Consider the following 24,439-nt stretch of genomic DNA (forward strand, 5'->3'; position numbering starts at 1 on the left):
CTGCGCCCCAGGATGGGGCGTTCAGCGCGGTCCTCCCGGGAGCAAGAACGGAGCGAGGGAACCCCGAAGCGAAGCGTAGGGGCCGGATGAACGGAGCGGGGCGGCTTTGGTTACTTTGGCCGCGGACGGCGAGTTAAGACCAAAGTAACCCGCCGTAAGGGCGGAAAGGTGACTAAATGTCGATATCGTCTACGAATGCGCATAAAAAATTCAAAACCCACACCCTGAAACCCGAACCCTTGCCCAATCCCCCCCCAACCGCTATCGTCCAACCCCAAGCAAATTCATCCGATGACTGGACGTACCCACCTCGTGACCCCGCTCATCAAACGCTCCCTGGTAGAACAAGCCGTAGACCAGCTCCGCGACCGCATCGCCAAGGGCACCTGGTCGATAGGCCAGCGCCTGCCCACCGAACCGGAGCTGGCCAGCGACCTGGGCATCAGCCGCAACACCGTCCGCGAGGCCATGCGCGTCCTGGCCTTCAGCGGCCTGGTAGAAATCCGCCAGGGCGACGGCAGCTACCTGCGTACCGCCGTGGACCCCTTGCAGGCCGTGCAGGTCATGTCCCGCTGCGCAGTCGAACACGCCCGCGAAACCCGCCATATTCTTGAAGCAGAAGCCATCGGCCTGGCCGCCGTGCGCCGCACCGACACTGACCTGCAGGCCCTGCGCGAGGCCCTGGAACACAGCGCGCGGCATTTCCATGGCGATGTCGACGCCTACGTCGAATGCGACCTGGTGTTCCACCAGCGCCTGGTGGACGCCGCCCACAACCCCGCCCTGAGCGAGCTGTACCGCTACTTCTCCAGCGTGGTCCGCGCCGCCCTGCAGCACAACATGACCAGCGTCCCCCGTTGCCAGGCCGTGTTCGACCTGCACGGGCAGATCCTCGACGCCCTCGAACAACGCGATCCGGAACGGGCCAAGCACCTGAGCCGGACACTCATCGAATCCTGACAACGAGAAGGCCATGGCCGAACAACTGACCCGCAACACCGCTCCCCGCGAGGCGGAGCTCGATGAACTGCTGATCGACGCCGAAGCCGACGACGAGCAGGTCCAGCAACAGCCCGTGGTGCTGCGCAGGCCCTGGCTGTTGCTGCTGGGCCTGGTGCTGGTGGCGCTGAACCTGCGCCCGGCGCTGTCGAGCATGTCGCCGGTGCTCGGTCAGGTATCCGAAGGGCTGGGGCTCAGCGCATCGCAAGCCGGGCTGCTGACCACCTTGCCGGTACTGTGCCTGGGGCTGTTCGCGCCGCTGGCGCCGATCCTGGCGCGACGATTCGGCAGCGAGCGGGTGATCTTCGGCATCCTGCTGACCCTGGCGCTGGGCATCCTGGTGCGCAGCACCCTGGGCGCCACTGGCGTGTTCCTCGGCAGCCTGATGGCGGGGGCGAGCATCGGCATCATCGGCGTGCTGCTGCCAGGTATCGTCAAGCGCGACTTCCCCCAGCACGCCGGTACCCTGACCGGCGTCTACACCATGGCGCTGTGCCTGGGCGCCGCGATGGCCGCCGGGGCCACGGTGCCCTTGACCCGCCACTTCGATGACAGCTGGGCGCTGGGGCTGGGCTTCTGGCTGCTGCCTGCCTTGCTGGCGATGCTGGTCTGGCTGCCCCAGTCCCGTCAGGGCCATGGCGTGCACAAGGTGGCCTACCGCGTGCGCGGGCTGTGGCGCGATCCGCTGGCCTGGCAGGTGACGCTTTACATGGGCCTGCAGTCATCGCTGGCCTATATCGTGTTCGGCTGGCTGCCTTCGATCCTGATCGGCCGCGGGCTGAGCCCGACCGAGGCGGGGCTGGTGTTGTCCGGCTCGGTGATCGTGCAACTGATCAGCTCCCTGAGCGCGCCCTGGCTGGCCACGCGGGGCAAGGACCAGCGCCTGGCCATCGTGGTGGTGATGCTGGTGACCCTGGGCGGGCTGTTCGGTTGCCTGTATGCGCCGATCGAGGGGCTGTGGGGCTGGGCGATCCTGCTCGGGCTGGGGCAGGGCGGCACCTTCGCCCTGGCACTGACCCTGATCGTGCTGCGCTCCAAGGACGCCCATGTGGCGGCGAACCTGTCGAGCATGGCCCAGGGCGTGGGCTACACGCTGGCATCCATGGGGCCATTCGCAGTAGGGCTGGTGCATGATCTGACCGGTGGCTGGAGCGCGGTGGGCTGGATCTTCGCGGTGCTGGGCGTCGGGGCGATCCTGTTCGGTCTCGGCGCCGGGCGGGCGCTGCATGTGCAGGTCAGCAGCGAGCACGTTTGAGGCTCTGGCTTGATCCGTGATCGTCATTCACGACGCGAATGGGCATGGTGTTGCTGGCATCCAGGCAGTATCTTGCGGGTTTCGCACCTAGCGCAGGAACAGTCCATGAGCGATGCCAGCAGCGCCCTGATCACCCGTTTCTACCAGGCCTTCCAGCGCCTGGACGCCGAGGCCATGGTGGCCTGCTACAGCGAAGACATCGTCTTCAGCGATCCGGTCTTCGGCACCCTGCGCGGGCGTGACGCGGGTGACATGTGGCGGATGCTCACCGCCCGCGCCAAGGACTTCACCCTGACCTTCGACGACGTGCGCAGCGATGGCGCGCACTGGGTGGCGACCTACCTGTTCAGCCAGACCGGGCGGGTGGTGGTCAACGATATCCAGGCGCGCTTCGTGATCCGCGACGGGCTGATCTGCCAGCACGACGATACCTTCGACCTGTGGCGTTGGGCGCGTCAGGCGCTGGGCATGCCGGGTGTGCTGCTGGGCTGGACGCCGATGTTGCAGAACAAGGTGCGCCAGCAGGCATTCAAGGGGCTTCGCGCATTCCAGCAGGCGCGTTGAGGCGTTAAGCTGACGACCTTCTTCCGTTGCACCGAACCGAGCCGTGAGCGAAACAGCGCCTTCCCCCGACTGCAAACCCTGGTACGTCTACCTGGTGCGTGCCGCCAATGGCTCGTTGTACTGCGGTATCAGCGATGATCCGCAGCGGCGCTTCATCAAGCATCAGAAAGGGCAGGGCGCACGTTATTTCAAGACCAGCCCGGCGCAGGCGCTGGTGTATGTGGAGCAGTGGCCGGACAAGGGCGAGGCGTTGCGCCAGGAGCGGTTGGTGAAGAAGCTGCGCAAGGCGGCGAAGGAGGCGTTGGTGGCGTCCTATGCCGGATTCGGGGGGTAGTGGTCTCGCCGACGGTGGGGCGGGTTTCGTCCGTGGTCATGATAGATCGCTGGGACTGATTTGCTGCCCTTTCGCGACGCAAGGCCGCTCCCACAGGGAAACGTGATCGCCTGTGGGGCGCGAAAGGGGCGCAACGCGCCCCGGCGATTTCAGTCCTTGCGCCGCTTCAGCTGGTCGATCAATTGCGTCGGCAAGCCCTTGATCACCAGCGTCCCAGCCTCTTCGTCATACTCCACCTTCGAGCCCAGCAAATGCGCCTCGAAGCTGATCGACAACCCCTCGGCACGCCCGGTAAAGCGGCGGAACTGGTTGAGGGTACGTTTGTCGGCCGGAATCTCCGGCGACAGCCCGTAGTCGCTGTTGCGGATATGGTCGTAGAACGCCTCGGGGCGGTCCTCGTCGATCAGACTGGAGAGTTCCTCCAGCGTCACCGGCTCGCCCAGCTTGGTCTGGGTGGTGGCGTAGTCGACCAGGGTCTGGGTTTTTTCCCGGGCAGACTCTTCCGGCAGGTCTTCTTTCTCGACGAAGTCGCTGAAGGCCTTGAGCAGGGTGCGGGTTTCACCCGGGCCGTCGACGCCTTCCTGGCAGCCGATGAAGTCGCGGAAATAATCCGAGACCTTCTTGCCGTTCTTGCCCTTGATGAACGAGATGTACTGCTTGGAGTTTTGGTTGTTCTTCCACTCGGACAGGTTGACCCGCGCCGCCAGGTGCAACTGGCCCAGGTCCAGGTGGCGCGACGGTGTGACGTCGAGTTCGGCGTTCACCGCCACGCCTTCGCTGTGGTGCAGCAGGGCGATGGCCAGGTACTCGGTCATGCCCTGCTGGTAATGGGCGAACAGCACGTGGCCACCGGTGGAAAGGTTGGACTCTTCCATCAGCTTCTGCAGGTGCTCGACGGCGACGCGGCTGAAGGCGGCGAAGTCCTTTTCCTCATCCAGGTACTGCTTGAGCCAGCCGCTGAACGGGTAGGCGCCGGACTCGCCATGGAAAAAGCCCCAGGCTTTGCCTTGCTTGGCGTTGTAGCTGTCGTTGAGGTCGGCCAGCAGGTTCTCGATGGCGTCGGAGGCTGCCAGTTCGCTGTCGCGCGCATGGAGCACGGCGGGGCTGCCATCGGGCTTCTTGTCGATCAGGTGAACGATGCAATGACGGATTGGCATGGAATTCTCGGTGGTCTGAGCGGTGAAAAGCCGCGCTGCAAAAGTCGCTCAGTTTACCTCAGGGCGGGGGCGATGCAGTGGCCAGATATTGGCACAAATGGCGGTTGTTCGTTTTTTGTTCATTTTTTTGCGATTTTTCCGAAAACCCCCGAAAAACCTGCACAAAATCAATGTCGACAGCGGATATTTCTCGATTCCTGTGGTAGCTTTGCGCGGTCTTGCGCCCCTTGGGTGGCGCATTGCTGGCAGATCGCTTGCGCGGTGTCGAACCAAACGCCGATTTGCGTATCTACATACGCGATCGACGCGGCCTCTGGATTGTCCCGGGCTGGCCCGACCACCGACCTAGCATGCTGCACAACCTCTGATTTGATAGGGAAGGAACACCACCATGGCACTGACCAAAGACCAACTGATTGCCGACATCGCTGAATCCATCGACGCGCCGAAAACCACCGCGCGCGCTGCTCTGGAGCAACTGGGCCAGATCGTTGCCGACCAACTGGAAAACGGCGCCGAAATCACCCTGCCAGGCATCGGCAAGCTGAAAGTCTCCGAGCGTCCTGCCCGTACCGGCCGCAACCCTTCGACTGGCGCTGCCATCGAAATCGCTGCCAAGAAAGTCGTCAAGTTCGTTCCAGCCAAAGTGCTGACCGACTCGATCAACAAGTAATTGTTGATGCGTTGACGAAACCGCGCCCGGCTTGCCCGGGCGCGGTTTTTTCATGCCTATGATTTGCGCGCGGCATGCCATTGCTGGCGTGCGCTGTCGTCCTGGAAGCTCCAGGCGACCATGCGGCTTTGCTTCTGCCCCTGGCCCATCTCGACGATGCGCACGGCCTTCACCCCGGCCTTCTTCAAGGCCGCCTCGATGCCCGGCAGGTTGCTGGCCTTGGACACCAGGCTGGTGAACCACAGCACCTGGGCCGCGTACTGCACGCTTTCAGCGACCAGTTGGCTGACAAAGCGGATCTCGCCACCTTCGCACCACAGTTCGTTGTTCTGTCCGCCAAAGTTCAGCACTGGCAGCTTGCGCTTGGGGTCCTGCTTGCCGAGATTCTTCCACTTGCGCTGGCTGCCGCGGGTGGCTTCCTCGCGGGAGGCGTGGAACGGCGGGTTGCACAGGGTGACGTCGAAGCGTTCGTCGGCCTGCAGCAAGCCACTGAGGATGTGCCTGGACTGCGCTTGCTGGCGCAGGCTGATGGCCTTGTCGAGCTTGTTGGCCTGGACGATGGCCTTGGCCGAGGCCAGGGCCACGCCGTCGATGTCGGAGCCGGTGAAGCGCCAGCGGTAGTCGCTGTGGCCGAGCAGGGGGTAGATGCAGTTGGCGCCGACGCCGATATCCAGGGCGCGCACCTGGGCGCCGCGGGGGATTTCGCCGCCGTTGTCTTCGCCCAGTAGGTCGGCCAGCACATGGATGTAGTCGGCGCGGCCGGGGATCGGCGGGCACAGGTAGTCGGTCGGGATGTCCCAGTGCTGGATGCCGTACTGGGCCTTGAGCAGGGCGCGGTTGAACACCCGCACGGCCTCGGGGTTGGCAAAGTCGATGCTGGGCTTGCCGTAGGGGTTGGTGATGGTGAAGCGGGCCAGGTCCGGGTGCGCCTTGATCAGGGCGGGGAAGTCGTAGCGGCCCTGGTGGCGATTGCGCGGATGCAGGGTGGGTTTGTTGGTCATGGTCGGATCCGGTGTTGCAGGCCCTGGGGCTGCTTTGCAGCCCTTTCGCGACACAAGGCCGCTCCCACAGGATAGTGGCGCCTTTCAAGCTGGCGCCGTCCTGTGGGAGCGGCCTTGTGTCGCGAAAGGGCCGCAACGCGGCCCCAGCGGTCTATCAGGTTGTTACAGCGCCGCAATCCGCGCATGCTGCTCGGTGAAGTTGGCCAGGGCCTGCTCCGACTCGGCCAGCTTGGCGCGTTCCTTCTCGATCACCGCAGGCGGTGCCTTGTCGACGAAGGCGGCGTTGGACAGCTTGCCACCCACGCGCTGGACCTCGCCCTGCAGGCGCTGGATCTCCTTGCTCAGGCGCGCAAGTTCCGCGTCCTTGTCGATCAGGCCGGCCATCGGCACCAGCACCTGCAGGTCACCCACCAGCGCGGTGGCCGACAGCGGCGCTTCGTCCTGCTCACCGAGCACGGTGAACGACTCGACCTTGGCCAGTTTCTTCAGCAGGGCTTCGTTTTCCTGCAGGCGACGCTGGTCGTCGGCGTTGGCGTTCTTCAGGAACAGCGGCAGCGGCTTGCCCGGGCCGATGTTCATCTCGGCGCGGATGTTGCGCAGGCCCACCATCAGCTCCTTGAGCCACTCGATGTCGCCTTCGGCGGCGGCGTCGATGCGGCTTTCATTCGCTTCAGGCCATGGCTGCAGCATGATGGTCTTGCCTTCGATGCCGGCCAGCGGCGCGATGCGCTGCCAGATCTCTTCGGTGATGAACGGCATGAACGGGTGCGCCAGGCGCAGGGCGACTTCCAGCACGCGCACCAGGGTGCGGCGGGTGCCACGGGCGCGCTCGACCGGGGCGTTCTCGTCCCACAGCACCGGCTTGGACAGCTCCAGGTACCAGTCGCAGTACTGGTTCCAGATGAACTCGTACAGGGCCTGGCTGGCCAGGTCGAAGCGGAATTGCTCGAGCTGACGGGTAACCTCGGCTTCGGTGCGCTGCAGCTGCGAGATGATCCAGCGGTCGGCCAGCGACAGCTCGTAGGCCTCGCCGTTCTGGCCGCAGTCCTCGCCCTTGTCCAGCACGTAGCGGGCGGCGTTCCAGATCTTGTTGCAGAAGTTGCGGTAGCCTTCGACGCGGCCCATGTCGAACTTGATGTCACGACCGGTGGAGGCCAGCGAGCAGAAGGTGAAGCGCAGGGCGTCGGTGCCGTAGCTGGCGATGCCTTCGGGGAACTCGGCCTTGGTCTGCTTGGCGATCTTCTCGGCAAGCTTGGGCTGCATCATGCCGCTGGTGCGTTTTTCCAGCAGGGCGTCGAGGGTGATACCGTCGACGATGTCCAGCGGGTCGAGGACGTTGCCCTTGGACTTGGACATCTTCTGGCCCTGGCCGTCGCGGACCAGGCCGTGCACATAGACGGTCTTGAACGGTACCTGCGGGGTGCCGTCCTCGTTCTTGATCAGGTGCATCGTCAGCATGATCATCCGGGCGACCCAGAAGAAGATGATGTCAAAGCCCGTGACCAGCACGTCGGTGGAGTGGAATTTCTTCAGGAACTCGGTCTGTTCCGGCCAGCCCAGGGTGGAGAAGGTCCACAGGCCCGAGCTGAACCAGGTGTCGAGCACGTCGTCGTCCTGACGCAGTTTTACCTCGCTGCCCAGGTTGTGCTTGGCGCGCACTTCGGCCTCGTCGCGGCCGACGTAGACCTGGCCGGCTTCGTCGTACCAGGCCGGGATGCGGTGGCCCCACCACAGCTGGCGGCTGATGCACCAGTCCTGGATGTCGCGCATCCAGGAGAAATACATGTTCTCGTACTGCTTGGGCACGAACTGGATGCGGCCGTCTTCCACGGCGGCAATGGCAGGCTCGGCCAGCGGCTTGGTGGAGACATACCACTGGTCGGTCAGCCACGGCTCGATGACGGTGCCGGAACGGTCGCCCTTCGGGACCTTCAGGGCGTGGTCGTCGATGCTGACCAGCAGGCCCTGGGCGTCCAGGTCGGCGACCATCTGCTTGCGCGCGACGAAGCGGTCGAGGCCGGCGTACTGGGCTGGCAGCGAGGTGTCGATACCTTCGTTGACGCTGCCGTCGAGGTTGAACGCCTGCACGGCGGCCAGCACGGTGGCGTTCTTGTCGAAGATATTGAGCAGCGGTAGGTTGTGGCGCTTGCCGACCTCATAGTCGTTGAAGTCGTGGGCCGGGGTGATCTTCACGCAGCCGGTGCCGAACTCGGGGTCGCAGTAGTCGTCGGCGACGATCGGGATGCGGCGGCCGACCAGCGGCAGTTCGACGAACTTGCCGATCAGCGCCTGGTAGCGCTCGTCGGTCGGGTTGACGGCGACGGCGACGTCACCGAGCAGGGTTTCCGGACGGGTGGTGGCGACCACCAGGTGGTCCTTGCCCTCGGCGGTCTTGGCGCCGTCGGCCAGCGGGTAGCGCAGGTTCCACAGGTGGCCCTTCTCGTCGTGGTTCTCCACTTCGAGGTCGGAAATCGCCGTGTGCAGCTTGGTGTCCCAGTTGACCAGGCGCTTGCCGCGGTAGATCAGGCCGTCCTCGTGCAGGCGCACGAAAGCCTCTTTGACCGCTTCCGACAGGCCGTCGTCCATGGTGAAGCGTTCGCGGCTCCAGTCCACCGACGAGCCCAGGCGGCGGATCTGGCGGCTGATGTTGCCGCCCGATTGATCCTTCCACTCCCAGACCTTCTCCAGGAACTTCTCACGACCGAGGTCGTGACGGTTCTGGCCCTTGGCTTCGAGCTGGCGCTCCACCAGCATCTGGGTGGCGATACCGGCGTGGTCGGTGCCCGGTTGCCACAGGGTGTCGCGACCCTGCATGCGGCGGAAACGAATCAGCGCGTCCATGATCGCGTTGTTGAAACCGTGGCCCATGTGCAGGCTGCCGGTCACGTTCGGTGGCGGGATCATGATGGTGTAGGACTCGCCTGCACCTTGTGGAGCGAAATAGTTCTCGGACTCCCAGGTGTTGTACCAGGAAGTTTCGATGGCGTGCGGCTGGTAGGTCTTATCCATGCGCGGCGGGACCCTTAGGCATTAATTCGGGAAAGCCGGGAAGTATAACCAAGCTGCGCGCTTCAAGACAGGTGTAGCGCCCATCGCGGGGCAAGCCCGCTCCCACGTGTTGTCGTGGGAGCGGGCTTGCCCCGCGATCCGGACGAATGGTTACTCGGAGCGCTTGAGCAACCGCTCCAGCCGTGCATCGAGGCGACGCTTGATTTCGGTCTCGATGTGCGGGGTAAAGTCGTTGATCACGTCCTGCATGATCAGTTGCGCGGCGGCGCGCAGTTCGGCGTCCAGGTGCAGCAGGGTGTCCTGGCGGCGAGTCTGGGCATCCTCTTCAGGCGCTTTGGCGGGCTCGGCTTCGACAACCGGTGGCGTCGCGCCGGCAGGTTCGTCCAGCAACAGGGGAATCTGCTCCACCGTCTCGGTCAGCAGCGGCGGTTGCAGGTCGGCGTCGCCCAGCAGCTCGCGGATCGACTCGAGGTCGTCGAGCAGGTGGGCGGAATGGGTCAGGGAGTTCAGCTGCTTGTCCATCGTCGTCAGAGTCGCTGTAAGCGGTGATCTTGCAGAGCATAGCCCTGTTCGCGGTAGAAACGGAATCGCTCGCGGGCGGCCAGGCGGATGGCCGGTTCCTCGACGACGATCTCGGCGACCCGCTCGAACTGGCCGACGAAGGCGGGAACATCGCCGCCCAGGTTGATCAGCAGGTCACGGTGTTCGCCGGCATCAGTGCCGACACCCAGCGCGACAATGGCGTCCGGGTGCTGTTCGGCGTGGTCGTGGGGCACGAAGACCTCGCCCTTGAACTGCCACAGGCGAAGGTCGAGCTCGCTGCGTTGCGCCTCGTCCTGGCAGTGCAGGTAGATCCGGTGGCCGAGGCGCCAGGCCTTTTCACACAGCTTGCAGGCGAAATCCAGCCGCACCGACAGCGAGTCGCTGGGCAGGATGTAGAAATCGACTTTGCTCATGATCGTTCAGTGCCGACCGGTGGCGCGCGGGGCGCCACCGATCTTGCGCCATCAGGCGCCGGCGCGGTCCAGCAGGTACTGGGTGAGCAGTGGCACCGGACGACCCGAGGCGCCCTTGTCCTTGCCGCCGCTGATCCAGGCGGTGCCGGCGATGTCCAGGTGCGCCCAGTGGTAGGCCTTGGCGAAGCGCGACAGGAAGCAGCCGGCGGTGATGGTGCCGGCCTTCGGCCCACCGATGTTGGCAATGTCGGCGAACGGGCTGTCCAGTTGCTCCTGGTACTCGTCGAACAACGGCAGTTGCCAGGCGCGGTCGTCGGCACGCTTGCCGGCGTCCAGCAGTTGGCCGACCAGCGCGTCGTCGTTGCCCATCAGGCCCGAGGTGTGGCTGCCCAGGGCGACGATGCAGGCGCCGGTAAGGGTGGCGATGTCGATCACCGCCTGTGGCTTGAAGCGCTCGGCGTAGGTGAGGGTATCGCACAGCACCAGGCGGCCTTCGGCGTCGGTGTTGAGGATCTCGACGGTCTGCCCGCTCATGGTGGTGACGATGTCACCCGGACGGGTGGCGCCGCCGCTCGGCATGTTCTCGGCGCAGGCCAGCAGGCACACCAGGTTGATCGGCAGTTGCAGCTCGAGCACGGCGCGCAGGGTGCCGAACACGCTGGCGGCGCCGCACATGTCGTATTTCATCTCGTCCATGCCGGCGCCGGGCTTGAGGCTGATGCCGCCGGTGTCGAAGGTAATGCCCTTGCCGACCAGCACGAACGGTTTCTCGCTCTTCTTGCCGCCCTGGTAGTTGAGCACGATCAGCCGCGGCGGCTGGTCGCTGCCCTGGCCCACGGCGTAGAACGCGCCCATGCCCAGGTCCTTGATCTTCTTCTCGTCCAGCACCTCGACCTTGAGGCCTTTGTGTGCCTTGCCCAGGTCCTTGGCCTGCTCGGCGAGGAAGCTCGGGTGGCAGACATTCGGCGGCAGGTTGCCCAGGTCGCGGGTGAAGGCCATGCCGGTGGCGATGGCGCTGGCGTGCTTGACGGCGCGCTCGGCCTCGGCCTGGCCAGCCTTGGCGGTGAGCAGGGTGACTTTCTTGATGGCGCGGGGTTCGGCCTTCTGGCTCTTGTAGCGGTCGAACACGTAGTTGCCGTCGAGCAGGGTCTCGGCCAGCAGGCGGTATTTGCCGTAGTGGCCGTCGCGGCCGGTGACGGCGATGTCGTCCAGGGCCAGCACGGCGTCGCTGCCGCCCAGTCCCTTGAGTACGCCGGCAACACTGGCGACCAGCTTGCGCCAGGCGCGATCGCCGAGGGCTTCGTCCTTGCCGCTGCCGACCAGCAGCACGCGCTCGGCTTTCAGGCCCGGCAGGCTGTGCAGCAGCAGGGTCTGGCCCGGCTTGCCGGCCAGGTCGCCACGCTTGAGCAGCGCGCTGATCGCGCCTTCGCTGGCCTGGTCGACGGCCTTGGCGGTGGCGCCGAGCTTGCGCCCTTCACCGACGGGTACGACCAAGGTCGCGGTCTTGACGGATACAGCGGCTACGCTCTTTACAACCAATTCCATGTCTGGGGTCCCCGAATGATCTGTCTGTCAGTGGGCGCTGTCTTGTGCAGGCGCTCGGAACACGCGGCTGGCGGGCGATGCCTGCCAGCGGAAAAGCTGCCAGTTTGAGCCTGCCGCGAGCACAATGACAACCCCGATATGCGCCATGCTGCGTGGCCAAGTGACAGGCGCGGTCAATCACAGGATAATGCGCGCACTTTTACATGGAGGTTCGCCTTGGCGAACCGGCATTGGTCTTGGCTGTCCGAATCGTTCGTTTGGCTGTCCGCCCCTGACAACCCAGGAGTGTCTGGTTTGATCGTCTTTCGTTATCTGTCCCGCGAGGTCCTGGTGACCTTGAGCGCCGTCAGCGCCGTGCTGCTGGTGATCATCATGAGCGGGCGCTTCATCAAATACCTGGCCCAGGCGGCCCAGGGCGCGCTCGATCCAAGCGTGCTGTTCATGATCATGGGGTTCCGCCTGCCGGGCTTCCTGCAACTGATCCTGCCGCTGGGGCTGTTCCTCGGCATCCTGCTCGCCTATGGCCGGCTCTATCTCGAAAGCGAGATGACCGTGCTGTCGGCCACCGGCATGAGCCAGCAACGCCTGCTGACCGTGACCATGGTGCCGGCGGCGCTGGTGGCCCTCTTGGTCGCCTGGCTGAGCCTGAGCCTGGCGCCCCTGGGCGTTGCCCAGGTGCAGAAGATCATCGCCCAGCAGGATGCCCTGACCGAGTTCGACACCCTGGTGCCGGGCCGTTTCCAGACCTTGCGCGACGGCTCCCGGGTGACCTACACCGAGCAGTTGTCCGATGACCGCATCAAGCTCGGCGGGGTGTTCATCTCCGAGAAACGCTTCAACCAGGACAAGACCAAGGACCGCGCGCCTTCGGTGCTGGTCGCCGAAAAGGGCCACCAGGAAGTGCAGGCCGACGGCAACCGTTACCTGGTACTGGAGAACGGCTACCGCTACGACGGCAACCCAGGCCAGGCCGACTACCGGGCGATCAAGTACGACACCTACGGCGTGCTGCTGCCCAAGCCGGAAGTCGCCGAGGAAGTCACCGAGCGCGAAGCGATCCCGACTTCCGAACTGTTCGGGCAGGAAGGCATTCGCGAGCGTGCCGAGCTGCAATGGCGCCTGTCGCTGCCACTGCTGGTGTTCGTCGTGACGTTGCTGGCGGTGCCGCTGTCGCGCGTCAACCCACGCCAGGGCCGCTTCCTCAAGCTGCTGCCGGCGATCCTTTTGTACATGGCCTATCTGACGATGCTGATTTCCGTGCGTAGCGCCCTGGAGAAGGGCAAGCTGCCCATCTCGCTGGGCATGTGGTGGGTCCATGGCCTGTTCCTGCTGATCGGCCTGGCGCTGATGTACTGGGAGCCGCTGCGTCTCAAGCGCGCTGCCCGTCGTGCGGAGGTGGCCCGTGGTTAAACTGGACCGCTACATCGGCAAGAGCGTGCTGCTGGCGATCGTCGCCGTGCTCGGCATCATCCTCGGCCTGGCGTCGCTGTTCGCCCTGATCGACGAACTGAATGACCTGAGCGCGACCTACACCTTCCTGGACGCTGGCAGCTTCGTCCTGCTGACCGCCCCTCGGCGGCTCTACGACATGCTGCCGATGGCGGCCCTGATCGGCTGCCTGATCGGCTTGGGCAGCCTGGCCAGCAGCAGCGAACTGACCATCATGCGCGCCGCCGGTGTGTCCATCGGTCGCATCGTCTGGGCGGTGATGAAGCCGATGCTGGTGCTGATGCTGGTCGGCCTGCTGATCGGCGAGTACGTGGCCCCGGTAACCGAGAACAAGGCCCAGGCCGACCGTTCGTTGGCCCAGGGCGGTGGCGAGGCGCAAAGCTCCAAGCGCGGTATGTGGCACCGCCAGGGCGAGGAGTTCGTGCACATCAACTCGGTGCAGCCCAATGGCCTGCTGCTGGGCGTGACCCGCTACCGCTTCGACGCCGAGCGCAAGATCCAGACCTCCAGCTTCGCCCGCCGGGCGCAGTACGTCGAAGGCAAGTGGATGCTCAACGATGTCTCCACCACTTACTTCCGCGGCGACCACACCGAAGTGGTCAAGAGCCCCGAGGAAGTGTGGGACGTCTCGGTGACGCCGGAGCTGCTCAACACCGTGGTGCTGGCGCCGGAGTCGCTGTCGATCACCGGGCTGTGGGACTATATCCATTATCTGGCCGACCAGGGGCTGAACAACTCGCGCTACTGGCTGGCGTTCTGGACCAAGGTCCTGCAGCCGCTGGTCACCGCGGCGCTGGTATTGATGGCGATCTCGTTCATCTTCGGCCCGCTGCGTTCCGTGACCCTGGGTCAGCGCGTGTTCACTGGCGTGCTGGTGGGCTTCGTGTTCCGCATCGCCGGGGACCTGCTGGGGCCATCGAGCCAGGTGTTCGGCTTCCCACCGTTGCTGGCAGTGGTGATCCCCGCTGGGATCTGCGCGCTGGCCGGATTGTGGTTGATGCGCCGGGCGGGTTGATGGCCTGAGCCACACAAAAGAAGCCGACCCTGGGGTCGGCTTTTTTGTGCGCAACATGAAGATGATGTCCGCCGAGGCTACTTCTTGCGCTTGGGCAGGCGCACCAGCTGGGTCTCGGAGTAGATGTCGTGCCAACTGCGCTGGCGCTTGTCGATCAGCGACCAGAAGAACCCCAGCCCCAGGCACAGCCACGAGGCGATCGACACCAGAAAGCGCAGCAGCGCCTGCCACAGGCTGATGGCGCTGCCGTCGGCGTTCTGCACCCGCACCCCCCACACCTGCATGCCCAGGGTCTGGCCGCCGTGGGTCCAGAACTTGGCGAAGAAGCCGAACAGGGCGAACAGCAGGATCGTCGACAGCAGCGGGTCGCCATCCAGCGCGCCGGCTTCTGTCAGCTCACGCATGCGCGCCTCGCCGATGATCGCCATCTGGATCATCTTGTAGGCGCCGGCGGTGACGATCAGCAGGGCGGTGCACAGCAGGAAGTCATAGAACATCGCCGCCAGCCGGCGACCCAGGCCGACGGGAGGGAAATCACCCTGGGGTGAGAGTAGGGGCTTGGACATGCAGGACGGCTCCGAATGGCGAGGCCGCCATTCTACGGGCAAAAAAAAACCCCTGCACTTGGCAGGGGCTTTTTGTGTCCCGGTAATTACTTATCGAGAACTTGAACTTTATCAGCCTGCAGGCCTTTCTGGCCTTGCACGGCTTCGAAGGAGACTTTCTGGCCTTCTTTCAGGCTCTTGAAGCCGTTGCCTTCGATGGCACGGAAGTGAACAAACAGATCAGCACCGCTTTCTGGGGTGATGAAGCCGTAACCTTTTTCGTCGTTAAACCACTTGACGGTACCGTTCTGACGAGTCGACATTGTCTTTCTTCCTATGAAACTCAATTTTAATGACAGTTACTTTCGCATCATTTTTTATGCGAAAGATTACCGGGCTGGGTTGCAGGAAAGTAAGAGACGTCGAACGGGTTGTAGCAGATTGCGGCTACTGGCCCAGGTCACGAACTGTTGCGACCCATGCAAACACAGTGCGATGACTCTACGCCAACTGCCGAGCGAAAAACAAGCCCTTCCAGCGGGTGAAAATCGGGGTTTTCCCGATAACCGAACGATTTGTCGGAAACGGCGTGGCGCCTGGGCTGGCGCTATGTTCAGAAGTTATTGGACAGGTTCGAAAACGAATATGTCGAACCCGTCCAATCCACTCATTCAGCCACGGTAGTAACGTTGTGCCACGAAAGGCATTTTGCTGACCTTCAGGGCAACTTGCTTGCCCCGGACGACGGCAAACAACGCCGTGTCGAGGGCCGCATGTTCGGTATCGACATAGCCCATGGCCACGGGCGCGCCGAGCGTCGGACCGAAGCCGCCGCTGCACACTTCGCCGACCACCTTGCCAGTCTGGTCGACGATCTGCGCGCCCTCACGCACAGGCGTGCGTTCCTGGGGCAGCAGGCCGACCCGCTTGCGCGCCACGCCAGCCTGTTGCTGGGCGAACACGGTCTCGGCGCCAGGGAAGCCGCCAGCGCGGGTGCCATCGGCGCGGCGCACCTTGGAGATGGCCCACAGCAGGCTGGCCTCGATCGGGGTGGTGGTGGTGTCCATGTCGTGGCCGTACAGGCACAGGCCAGCTTCCAGGCGCAGCGAGTCGCGCGCGCCCAGGCCGATCGGCTGGACCTCGGGCTCGGCCAGCAAGCGGCGGGCCAGGGCTTCGGCGGCGGCGGCCGGCACCGAGATCTCGTAGCCGTCCTCGCCGGTGTAGCCCGAGCGGCTGACGAAGCAGTCGTTGCCGAGCAGGCTGACCGGGCGGAACTGCATGAAGGTCATGCCGGCCACTTCCGGAGCCAGGCGCTCCAGCACCTTGACCGCCGCCGGGCCTTGCAGGGCGAGCAGGGCGCGCTGCTCGAACAGTGGCTGGATCTCGCAGCGATCACCGATATGGTTGCGCAGGTGCGCCAGGTCCTGGTCCTTGCAGGCGGCGTTGACCACCAGGAACAGGGTGTCGTCACCGAGGTTGGCGACCATCAGGTCGTCGAGGATGCCGCCCTCGGCGTTGGTGAACATGGCGTAGCGCTGCATGCCCACCGGCAGGTCGACGATGTCCACCGGCACCAGGGTTTCCAGGGCACGGGCGGCGTCGCTGCCGCGCAGGATGATCTGACCCATGTGCGAGACGTCGAACAGGCCGGCCTGCTCGCGGGTATGCAGGTGCTCCTTGAGCACGCCCAGCGGGTACTGTACCGGCATGTCGTAGCCGGCGAAGGGCACCATGCGTGCTCCCAGCTCCAGGTGCAGGGCGTGCAGTGGGGTCTTGTGCAGTGTTTCGGACATCGGTGACTCCTCGTTTTTGTTCGGGTCAACATTCAATGATGTTGACGGCCAGACCGCCGCGGGCGGTCTCCTTGTATTTGCTTTTCATGTCGGCGCCGGTCTGGCGCATCGTGCGGATGACCTTGTCGAGTGAGACGTAATGCTGCCCGTCGCCGCGCAGGGCCATGCGCACCGCGTTGATCGCCTTCACCGAGCCCATGGCGTTGCGCTCGATACAGGGCACCTGCACCAGCCCGCCGATGGGGTCGCAGGTCAGGCCCAGGTTGTGTTCCATGCCGATCTCGGCGGCGTTTTCCACCTGCTGCGGGGTACCCCCCATCACTTCGCACAGGGCGCCGGCGGCCATCGAGCAGGCCACGCCGACCTCGCCCTGGCAGCCGACCTCGGCGCCGGAGATCGAGGCGTTTTCCTTGTAGAGGATGCCAATCGCCGCCGCGGTGAGCAGGAAGCGCACCACGCCGTCCTCATTGGCACCGGGGACGAAGCGCATGTAGTAGTGCAGCACCGCCGGGACGATGCCGGCCGCGCCGTTGGTCGGTGCGGTGACCACGCGGCCGCCGTAGGCGTTTTCCTCGTTCACCGCCAGGGCATAAAGGTTGACCCAGTCGAGCACCGACAGCGCATCACGCAGGCTCGCCTCCGGATGGCGGCTGAGCTGGCGATACAGTGCCGGCGCCCGGCGCTTGACCTTGAGCCCGCCGGGCAGGATGCCCTCGTGGCGGCAGCCGGCCTCGACGCAGTCCTGCATCACCTGCCAGATGCGCAGCAGGCCGGCACGGGTCTCGGCTTCCGGGCGCCAGGCGGCTTCGTTGGCCAGCATCACCTGGCTGAACGAAAGGTGCTGCGCGGTGCAATGGCCGAGCAGTTCCTTGCCGGTCTTGAACGGGTAGGGCAGCACGGTGCTGTCTTCGACGATGCGGTCATGGCCCGCCGCGTCCTCGTCGACCACGAAGCCGCCCCCCACCGAGTAGTACTCGCGGCTGCGGATCTGCAGCCCGGCCTGGTCGAAGGCACGGAAGATCATGCCGTTGGGGTGGTAGTCCAGCGGCTTGCGGATCATCGCCAGGTGCTGCTTCTCGACGAAGACGATTTCGTGCTCGCCGAGCAGGCGCAGGTGGCCGCTGTCGCGGATCGCCTGCAAGCGGGCTGGGATGGACTCGGTGTCGACGGTATCGGGGTGTTCGCCTTCCAGGCCCAGCAGCACGGCCTTGTCGCTGCCGTGGCCCTTGCCGGTGGCGCCGAGCGAGCCGTACAGCTCGGCCTTGACCGTGGCCGTACCGGCCAGCAGGCCATCACGGCGCAGGCCTTCGGCAAAGCGCGCGGCGGCACGCATCGGCCCGACCGTGTGCGAGCTGGAGGGGCCGATGCCGATCTTGAACAGGTCGAAGACGCTCAGGGACATGGTGCAACCTCCTGGGTGAGTCGGCATGCGCGGGAGTGGACTGCGTGAGCGGGCTTGCCCCGCGATAGGGCCGATACCGCAAATCGCGGGGCAAGCCCGCTCCCACAAAGCCTGCTCCCACAGGCTCACTCCTACATGGAAGAGCTATCAGACGTCCTGATAGCTCTCGATCGACGGGCAGGCGCAGACCAGGTTGCGGTCGCCGAACACGTTGTCGACGCGGCCCACCGGTGGCCAGTACTTGCCTTCCACCAGGCTCGGCAGCGGGTACACCGCCTGCTCGCGGCTATAGCCGTGGGTCCATTCGCCGGCCAGCTCCGCCGCGGTGTGCGGGGCGTTCTTCAGCGGGTTGTCGTCCTTGTCCAGGCTGCCGTTCTCGACGGCGCGAATCTCCTCGCGGATCTGGATCATCGCGTTGCAGAAGCGGTCCAGTTCCTCTTTGGACTCGCTTTCGGTCGGTTCGATCATCAGCGTGCCGGCCACCGGGAAGGACATGGTCGGGGCGTGGAAGCCGAAGTCGATCAGGCGCTTGGCCACGTCGTCGACGCTGATGCCGCTGGTGTCCTTGAGCGGACGCAGGTCGAGGATGCACTCATGCGCCACCAGGCCGTTGCCACCGGTGTACAGCACAGGATAGTGCTCTTCCAGGCGGCGGGCGATGTAGTTGGCGTTGAGGATCGCCATCTGCGAGGCGCGCTTGAGACCGGCGCCACCCATCATGCGAATGTACATCCAGGTGATAGGCAGGATGCTAGCGCTGCCGAAGGGTGCGGCACAGACCGCGCCCTGGGTGTTTTCCAGCGCGGCGTGACCGGGCAGGAACGGCGCCAGGTGCGACTTGACGCCGATCGGGCCGACGCCCGGGCCGCCACCGCCGTGGGGGATGCAGAAGGTCTTGTGCAGGTTCAGGTGCGAGACGTCGCCGCCGAACTTGCCCGGGGCGCATAGGCCGACCATGGCGTTCATGTTGGCGCCGTCGATGTACACCTGGCCGCCGTTGTCATGGATGATCGCGCAGATCTCGCCGATGGCTTCCTCGAACACGCCGTGGGTCGACGGGTAGGTGATCATGATCGCCGCCAGGCGCTCACGGTGCTCGATGGCCTTGGCGCGCAGGTCGTCGATGTCGACGTTGCCACGGGCGTCGCAGGCGGTGACCACCACGCGCATGCCGGCCATGTGCGCGGTGGCGGGGTTGGTGCCGTGGGCCGAGGACGGGATCAGGCAGATGTCGCGGTGGCTGTCGCCGCGGCTGCGGTGGTAGGCGCGGATCGCCAACAGGCCGGCGTACTCGCCTTGGGAGCCGGCGTTGGGCTGCAGCGACACGGCGTCATAGCCGGTGGCGGCGCAGAGCATGGCTTCCAGCTCGGTAGTCATCTGCAGGTAACCCTGGCTCTGCTCGGCCGGGGCGAACGGGTGCAGGTTGCCGAACTCGGCCCAGGTCACCGGGATCATCTCGCTGGCGGCGTTGAGCTTCATGGTGCACGAACCCAGCGGGATCATGCTGCGGTCCAGCGCCAGGTCCTTGTCGGCCAGACGGCGCAGGTAGCGCATCAGCTCGGTTTCGCTGTGATAGCGGTTGAACACCGGGTGCTCGAGGATTGCCGACTGGCGCAGCAGGCCGGCCGGCAGGCGCACGGCGATGGTGTTGGCCAGGGCGGTGAAGTCAGGGATGGCCTGGCCGTCGGCGAACAGCTGCCACAGGGCCTCGACATCGGCCTGGGTGCTGGTTTCGTCCAGCGACAGGCCCAGCTGGGCGGCGTCGACCTGGCGAAGGTTGATGCCTTGGGCGCGTGCCTTGTCGTGCAGTGCGCTGGTGCTCTCTCCCGTGGCCAGGGTCAGGGTGTCGAAGAAATCGCCGGTGACGACCTTGATGCCCAGCTTGGTCAGGCCGGTAGCGAGGATCGCGGTCAGCGCGTGGGTGCGTTCGGCGATCCGCTTGAGGCCGGCTGGGCCGTGGTACACGGCGTACATGCTGGCGATGTTGGCGAGCAGCACCTGGGCGGTGCAGATGTTGCTGGTGGCCTTCTCGCGGCGAATGTGCTGCTCGCGGGTCTGCATGGCCAGGCGCAGGGCGCTCTTGCCGAAGCGGTCGATCGATACGCCGACCAGGCGGCCCGGCATGTCGCGCTTGAACGCGTCGCGGGTGGCGAAGTAGGCCGCGTGCGGGCCACCGAAGCCCAGCGGCACACCGAAGCGCTGGGCGCTGCCGATGGCCACGTCGGCATCGAACTCGCCCGGCGGGGTGAGCAGGGTCAGGGCCAGCAGGTCGGCGGCCACGGCCACCAGGGCGCCGGCGGCGTGGAAGCGCTGCACCACTTCGCGGTAGTCGAACACGTCACCGTTGCTGGCCGGGTACTGCAGCAGGGCGCCGAAGAAGGCGCTGACATCGCCCAGTTCGCGCTCGTCGCCCACCACCACCTCGATGCCCAGCGGCTCGGCGCGGGTGCGCAGCACGTCGAGGGTCTGCGGGTGGCAATGCACGGAGGCGAAGAAGGCGTGGCTGGCCTTGTTCTTCGACAGGCGCTTGCAGAAGGTCATGGCCTCGGCCGCGGCGGTGGCTTCGTCGAGCAGCGAGGCGTTGGCGATCGGCAGGCCGGTGAGGTCGCTGATCAGGGTCTGGAAGTTCAGCAGCGCTTCCAGGCGGCCCTGGGAGATCTCGGGTTGGTACGGGGTGTAGGCGGTGTACCAGGCCGGGTTTTCCAGGAGGTTGCGCAGGATCGGTGCCGGGGTGTGGGTGTTGTAGTAGCCCTGGCCGATGTAGCTCTTGAACAGCTGGTTCTTGCTGGCAATCGCCTTCAGCGCGGCGAGGGCGTCGGCCTCGCTCTGGCCGTCGTCGCTGCCGAGCACGCTGGTGCCCTTGATGCTGTCGGGGATGACGGCGGCGGTCATCGCTTCCAGCGAGTCGAAGCCCAGGGTGGTGAGCATGGCCTGCTCGTCAGCGGCGCGCGGGCCGATGTGACGGGCGATGAATTCGTTGGCGGTGCCGAGGTTGATGGTCATGATGCAGTACCTCAGGCGTCGTCGTTGGCTTTGAGCAGGCGGTCGTAGGCGTCCTGGTCGAGCAGGGCGTTCACTTCGCTCATGTCGGCAGGGATGAAGCGGAAGAACCAGCCTTCGCCCAGCGGGTCTTCGTTGACCAGCTCGGGGCTGTCGTTCAGGCCTTCATTGACAGCGACCACTTCACCGGTGAGCGGCATGTACACGCCGCTGGCGGCTTTGACCGATTCCACGGTGGAGGCTTCGGCGCCCTTGTCGTACTGCTGCAGCTCCGGCAGTTGCACATAGACCACGTCGCCAAGGGCGTTCTGGGCGTAGGCGGTGATGCCCACGGTGACGCTGCCGTCAGTTTCGACGCGCAGCCATTCGTGATCTTCGGTGAAACGCAACTCGCTCATGGGAATTCCTCGGGAAGCAGGGGGCGTTGGGCGCGGTAGGCTCCGCGCTCTTAAGGTTGGAATTCCCTTAGCAATAATGCGGCCAGCTACTAAAAATCCTTAATAATCAATTACTTGTCTAAATATAGTAGGATTTTTGTCATTTTTATGGAACGAAATCGATACAGGTAGACCGGGAATCAAAAGCGTTGCGGGATCAAACCCTTGCAAAGACGCATGCAAATGGATGTGTACCGATATCGATACGGCGTAATGAAATCGATACAATTGATACGCCTGCTTCAACCTCTGGTTGGGATTCCATATTTGCGCAAGCGCTGGGCGATGGCCGTGTGCGAAGTCTGCAAGCGTCCCGCCAGCTGCCGGGTCGAGGGGTAGCTGGCATACAGCCGCTGCAACAGTTCGCGCTCGAAATCCCCCACCGCCTGTTCCAGGCTTGCTACCTCGCCATCCTGCCCACGGGCCACCGAGGTGCCGGCGATGTCGAGGTCGCCGATGTCTACCAGGTTGCTTTCGCAGATGGCCGCAGCACGGAAGATCACGTTTTGCAGCTGGCGCACGTTGCCCGGCCAGGGGTTGGCCAGCAGTGCGGGGTGCGTGGCCGGGGCCAGGCGGCAGGCCGGGCGCTGGATCTGGGTGCAGGCCTGCTGCATGAAGAAATGCGCCAGCGACAGGATGTCCTGGCCGCGCTCGCGCAGCGGTGGCACCTGCAGGTTGAGGACATTGAGGCGGTAGAACAGGTCTTCGCGGAAGGTGCCCTCGGCGACCATGCGTTCCAGGTCGCGGTGAGTGGCGCTGATGATGCGCACATCCACTTTCACCTCGCGGTCACCACCGACCCGGCGGAAGCTGCCGTCGCTGAGAAAACGCAGGAGCTTGGCCTGCAGGTAGGGCGACATCTCGCCGATCTCGTCGAGGAACACCGTGCCCTGGTTGGCCAGCTCCATCAGCCCGGGCTTGCCGCCACGTTGCGCGCCGGTGAAGGCGCCGGGGGCATAGCCGAACAGTTCACTCTCGGCCAGGCTCTCGGGCAGCGCCGCGCAGTTGAGGGCCAGGAACGGCGCGGCATGGCGGCTGCTGATGGCGTGGCAGGCACGGGCCACCAGTTCCTTGCCGGTGCCGGTCTCGCCGTGCACCAGCAGTGGCGCATCGAGGGTGGCCACGCGCAAGGCGCGGGCCTTGAGGGTGCGGATTGCCGGTGAGTCGCCGAGCATGGCGTCGAAACCCTCGGCGTGATCGTGGTGCAGCGCCGACAGGCGCTCGCCCATGCGGTTGGGCGGGTAAAGGGTCAGCAGGCCGCCGGCGTGGGTGATCGGCGTGGCATCGAGCAGTAGGCTCTGGCCGTTCAACTGCATTTCGCGCATGGGCAGGTGGAAATTGTTGTCCAGCAGGGCCTGGAGCAGGTCCGGATCACCGAACAGTTCGCCCACCGAACGCCCGGCGGACTCACGTCCGCACAGGGCGATCAGCGCCGGGTTGGCCAGCAGCACCTTGCCCGCGCTGTCCACCGCCAGCACCGGGTCGCTCATGGCGGCGAGCAGGGCGTCGAGCTGCAGGTGGCGGCGCTGGCCGGGGAGGATGTCGACCACCTCCACCGACTGCACGCCGTGCACCTCGAGCAGGGCGTCGTGCAGCTCTTCAAGCACGGCGGGGCTCAGGGTCGGGGCGTCGATGTAGACGTTTGGCGGGACCATCTCCACGGCATCGAGGTTCAGGTTGCGGGCGCCGAGCAGGGCCAGGACTTCCTGGGTGATGCCGACGCGGTCGATGAAGCTGACGTGGATGCGCATGATGAGCGAGGCTTTGGCCGGGATGGGCGTCAGTATGCCTCGGCCATGGTGGAAACCCAATCGCGGGGCAAGCCCGCTGCCCCGTGGTTTGTGGGAGCGGGCTTGCCCCGCGATTGGGATTACTCCAGATGGTCGGGCCTGATCGGGTCGCCCGACTTCACATCCAGCGTGGTGCGAATGTCTTCGAACATGTAGTCATACAGCTTGTGCGGCGAGCCGAGGTTCTCGAACTTCTTCGGTGGCGGCAGGTACGACTGGGCCTTGCGGCTCAACTGCATCAGAAAACTCGGCAGTACCTGGTCCTTGGCCAGGAAGAATTTCTCATCGACGGTCTTGCCCTCGATGTGGCCGTGCATGCGGAACTGGATACCTCTGCCTTCCTTGGGGTCGGTCGCCGCCTCGTATTCGATATTGAGGTCGTAGCTGTGGTCGTTGGTGTTCAGCGCGGTGCGCTCAATGTGTACATGACCGGGCGCGTACTGGGCCATGGCAGACTCCTCCGGAAGGTTGAAAACGGCGGGCGCCCGGCGCCCGCCAACTGCATTCAACGGTAGCTGATACCGGGCTTGGCGGTGGAAACCCGCGTGCCGGCGGTGCCCTTGACGATGTCCTCGATGTTCTCCAGCGAGCTGATCACCGCCACCTTGCCGGTGTGACGGGCGAAATCGCAGGCGGCCTGGACCTTCGGTCCCATGGAGCCGGCAGCGAAGCCCAGCTTCTCGAGTTCGTCCGGGTGGGCCTGGGCGATGGCCTTCTGCGTCGGCTTGCCGAAATCGATGTACGCCGCATCGACGTCGGTGGCGATGATCAGCAGGTCCGCTTCCAGTTGCTCGGCCAGCAGGGCAGAGCACAAGTCCTTGTCGATCACCGCCTCGATACCCTTGAGCTTGCGGTTTTCGTCGTACAGGGTGGGGATACCACCGCCGCCGGCGCAGATCACGATGCTGCTTTTTTCCAGCAGCCACTTGATCGGGCGGATCTCGAAGATGCGTTTGGGTTTTGGGCTGGCCACCACGCGGCGGTACTTGTCGCCGTCGGGCTTGACCACCCAGCCTTTTTCCTTGGCCAGGCGCTCGGCCTCGTCCTTGGCGTAGACCGGGCCGATGAACTTGGTCGGGTCCTTGAACGCCGGGTCGTTGGCGTCCACTTCGACCTGCGTCAGCAGGGTGGCGAACGGCACCTCGAAGTCCAGCAGGTTGCCCAGCTCCTGTTCGATCATGTAGCCGATCATGCCCTCGGTCTCGGCGCCGAGCACGTCCAGTGGATAGGCTTCATCTGCCTTGTACGACAGCCCCTGCAGGGCCAGCAGGCCGACCTGCGGACCGTTGCCGTGGGCGATGACCAGTTCGTTGCCGGGGTGGATCTTGGCGATCTGTTCGGTGGCAGTGCGGATATTGGCGCGCTGGTTGTCGGCGGTCATCGGCTCGCCGCGGCGCAGCAGGGCGTTGCCGCCCAATGCAACAACGATACGCATGGGAAATGTCCTTTGGCGCAAATGTAATAGTCTGGTCGGGACCTGTGGGAGCCGGCAAGCCGGCTCCCACAGAGTCAAGG

General features: G+C 64.9%; 22 protein-coding genes. 7 read left to right on the forward strand and 15 right to left on the reverse strand.

Annotated elements, in window-relative coordinates:
• Positions 1-291 precede the first annotated feature (291 nt).
• From AC25ND_RS23305 to AC25ND_RS23320, 4 genes are all read left to right on the forward strand, one after another.
• The gene (locus AC25ND_RS23305; protein ID WP_062360402.1) at positions 292-960 is read left to right on the forward strand and encodes a FadR/GntR family transcriptional regulator; all 669 of its coding nucleotides are present in this window, start codon (positions 292-294) and stop codon (positions 958-960) included.
• 13 nt (positions 961-973) lie between these two features.
• Positions 974-2,254 (forward strand): CynX/NimT family MFS transporter, encoded by a 1,281-nt coding sequence (locus AC25ND_RS23310; protein ID WP_028692004.1) that lies wholly within the window; start codon positions 974-976, stop codon positions 2,252-2,254.
• Between the two features lie 105 nt (positions 2,255-2,359).
• Positions 2,360-2,818 carry a nuclear transport factor 2 family protein gene (locus tag AC25ND_RS23315; protein WP_028692003.1) on the forward strand — a complete coding sequence of 153 codons (459 nt, stop codon included), beginning with the start codon at positions 2,360-2,362 and terminating at the stop codon, positions 2,816-2,818.
• A 43-nt stretch (positions 2,819-2,861) separates the two neighbouring features.
• On the forward strand, positions 2,862-3,152 hold the full coding sequence (locus AC25ND_RS23320; RefSeq protein WP_028692002.1) for a GIY-YIG nuclease family protein: 291 nt from the start codon (positions 2,862-2,864) through the stop codon (positions 3,150-3,152).
• Positions 3,153-3,301: 149 nt separating this feature from the next.
• Here the strand turns inward: AC25ND_RS23320 and yejK are convergent, their stop codons facing one another.
• The gene (yejK, locus tag AC25ND_RS23325) at positions 3,302-4,309 is read right to left on the reverse strand and encodes a nucleoid-associated protein YejK (RefSeq protein WP_062360406.1); all 1,008 of its coding nucleotides are present in this window, start codon (positions 4,307-4,309) and stop codon (positions 3,302-3,304) included.
• A gap of 391 nt (positions 4,310-4,700) precedes the next feature.
• Between yejK and AC25ND_RS23330 the strand changes: the two genes are divergently transcribed.
• Positions 4,701-4,982: an HU family DNA-binding protein gene (locus tag AC25ND_RS23330; RefSeq protein ID WP_011535502.1), complete on the forward strand. Its 282-nt coding sequence runs from the start codon at positions 4,701-4,703 to the stop codon at positions 4,980-4,982.
• Between the two features lie 56 nt (positions 4,983-5,038).
• Here the strand turns inward: AC25ND_RS23330 and rlmF are convergent, their stop codons facing one another.
• The 5 genes from rlmF to AC25ND_RS23355 form a co-directional block, all read right to left on the reverse strand.
• Complete coding sequence (rlmF, locus tag AC25ND_RS23335; protein ID WP_213884166.1) at positions 5,039-5,983, reverse strand: 23S rRNA (adenine(1618)-N(6))-methyltransferase RlmF; 945 nt, start codon at positions 5,981-5,983, stop codon at positions 5,039-5,041.
• Positions 5,984-6,145: 162 nt separating this feature from the next.
• Positions 6,146-8,992: a valine--tRNA ligase gene (locus tag AC25ND_RS23340; RefSeq protein ID WP_062360408.1), complete on the reverse strand. Its 2,847-nt coding sequence runs from the start codon at positions 8,990-8,992 to the stop codon at positions 6,146-6,148.
• Positions 8,993-9,142: 150 nt separating this feature from the next.
• On the reverse strand, positions 9,143-9,514 hold the full coding sequence (locus AC25ND_RS23345; RefSeq protein ID WP_062360410.1) for a hypothetical protein: 372 nt from the start codon (positions 9,512-9,514) through the stop codon (positions 9,143-9,145).
• A gap of 5 nt (positions 9,515-9,519) precedes the next feature.
• Positions 9,520-9,948: a DNA polymerase III subunit chi gene (locus AC25ND_RS23350; protein ID WP_062360412.1), complete on the reverse strand. Its 429-nt coding sequence runs from the start codon at positions 9,946-9,948 to the stop codon at positions 9,520-9,522.
• Positions 9,949-9,999: 51 nt separating this feature from the next.
• Positions 10,000-11,493, reverse strand: a complete 1,494-nt coding sequence (locus AC25ND_RS23355; RefSeq protein ID WP_028691996.1) for a leucyl aminopeptidase — start codon at positions 11,491-11,493, stop codon at positions 10,000-10,002.
• A 294-nt stretch (positions 11,494-11,787) separates the two neighbouring features.
• Here AC25ND_RS23355 and lptF point away from each other — a divergent pair, with 294 nt between their 5' ends.
• The gene (gene lptF, locus AC25ND_RS23360; protein WP_062360416.1) at positions 11,788-12,903 is read left to right on the forward strand and encodes an LPS export ABC transporter permease LptF; all 1,116 of its coding nucleotides are present in this window, start codon (positions 11,788-11,790) and stop codon (positions 12,901-12,903) included.
• Positions 12,896-13,957, forward strand: a complete 1,062-nt coding sequence (gene lptG, locus AC25ND_RS23365) for an LPS export ABC transporter permease LptG (RefSeq protein ID WP_028691994.1) — start codon at positions 12,896-12,898, stop codon at positions 13,955-13,957. The genes lptF and lptG overlap by 8 nt, the downstream gene beginning before the upstream one ends.
• A gap of 77 nt (positions 13,958-14,034) precedes the next feature.
• On the opposite strand, the gene AC25ND_RS23370 is transcribed toward lptG, so the two are convergent.
• The 9 genes from AC25ND_RS23370 to arcC form a co-directional block, all read right to left on the reverse strand.
• On the reverse strand, positions 14,035-14,523 hold the full coding sequence (locus AC25ND_RS23370) for an RDD family protein (RefSeq protein ID WP_028691993.1): 489 nt from the start codon (positions 14,521-14,523) through the stop codon (positions 14,035-14,037).
• Positions 14,524-14,609: 86 nt separating this feature from the next.
• Positions 14,610-14,825, reverse strand: a complete 216-nt coding sequence (locus tag AC25ND_RS23375; protein ID WP_028691992.1) for a cold-shock protein — start codon at positions 14,823-14,825, stop codon at positions 14,610-14,612.
• A 348-nt stretch (positions 14,826-15,173) separates the two neighbouring features.
• Positions 15,174-16,295, reverse strand: a complete 1,122-nt coding sequence (gene gcvT, locus AC25ND_RS23380; RefSeq protein WP_186597005.1) for a glycine cleavage system aminomethyltransferase GcvT — start codon at positions 16,293-16,295, stop codon at positions 15,174-15,176.
• A gap of 25 nt (positions 16,296-16,320) precedes the next feature.
• Positions 16,321-17,697, reverse strand: coding sequence for an L-serine ammonia-lyase (locus AC25ND_RS23385; protein WP_062360420.1), 1,377 nt, complete (start codon positions 17,695-17,697; stop codon positions 16,321-16,323).
• A gap of 147 nt (positions 17,698-17,844) precedes the next feature.
• The gene (gene gcvP / locus AC25ND_RS23390; RefSeq protein ID WP_028691989.1) at positions 17,845-20,700 is read right to left on the reverse strand and encodes an aminomethyl-transferring glycine dehydrogenase; all 2,856 of its coding nucleotides are present in this window, start codon (positions 20,698-20,700) and stop codon (positions 17,845-17,847) included.
• A gap of 11 nt (positions 20,701-20,711) precedes the next feature.
• Complete coding sequence (gene gcvH, locus AC25ND_RS23395) at positions 20,712-21,095, reverse strand: glycine cleavage system protein GcvH (RefSeq protein ID WP_028691988.1); 384 nt, start codon at positions 21,093-21,095, stop codon at positions 20,712-20,714.
• A 281-nt stretch (positions 21,096-21,376) separates the two neighbouring features.
• Positions 21,377-22,885, reverse strand: a complete 1,509-nt coding sequence (locus AC25ND_RS23400) for a sigma-54-dependent transcriptional regulator (RefSeq protein WP_028691987.1) — start codon at positions 22,883-22,885, stop codon at positions 21,377-21,379.
• A 119-nt stretch (positions 22,886-23,004) separates the two neighbouring features.
• The gene (locus tag AC25ND_RS23405) at positions 23,005-23,373 is read right to left on the reverse strand and encodes a DUF5064 family protein (RefSeq protein WP_028691986.1); all 369 of its coding nucleotides are present in this window, start codon (positions 23,371-23,373) and stop codon (positions 23,005-23,007) included.
• A 56-nt stretch (positions 23,374-23,429) separates the two neighbouring features.
• On the reverse strand, positions 23,430-24,359 hold the full coding sequence (arcC, locus tag AC25ND_RS23410; protein WP_028691985.1) for a carbamate kinase: 930 nt from the start codon (positions 24,357-24,359) through the stop codon (positions 23,430-23,432).
• Positions 24,360-24,439: the final 80 nt, after the last annotated feature.

The organism is Pseudomonas sp. P110(2024) (assembly GCF_057480795.1).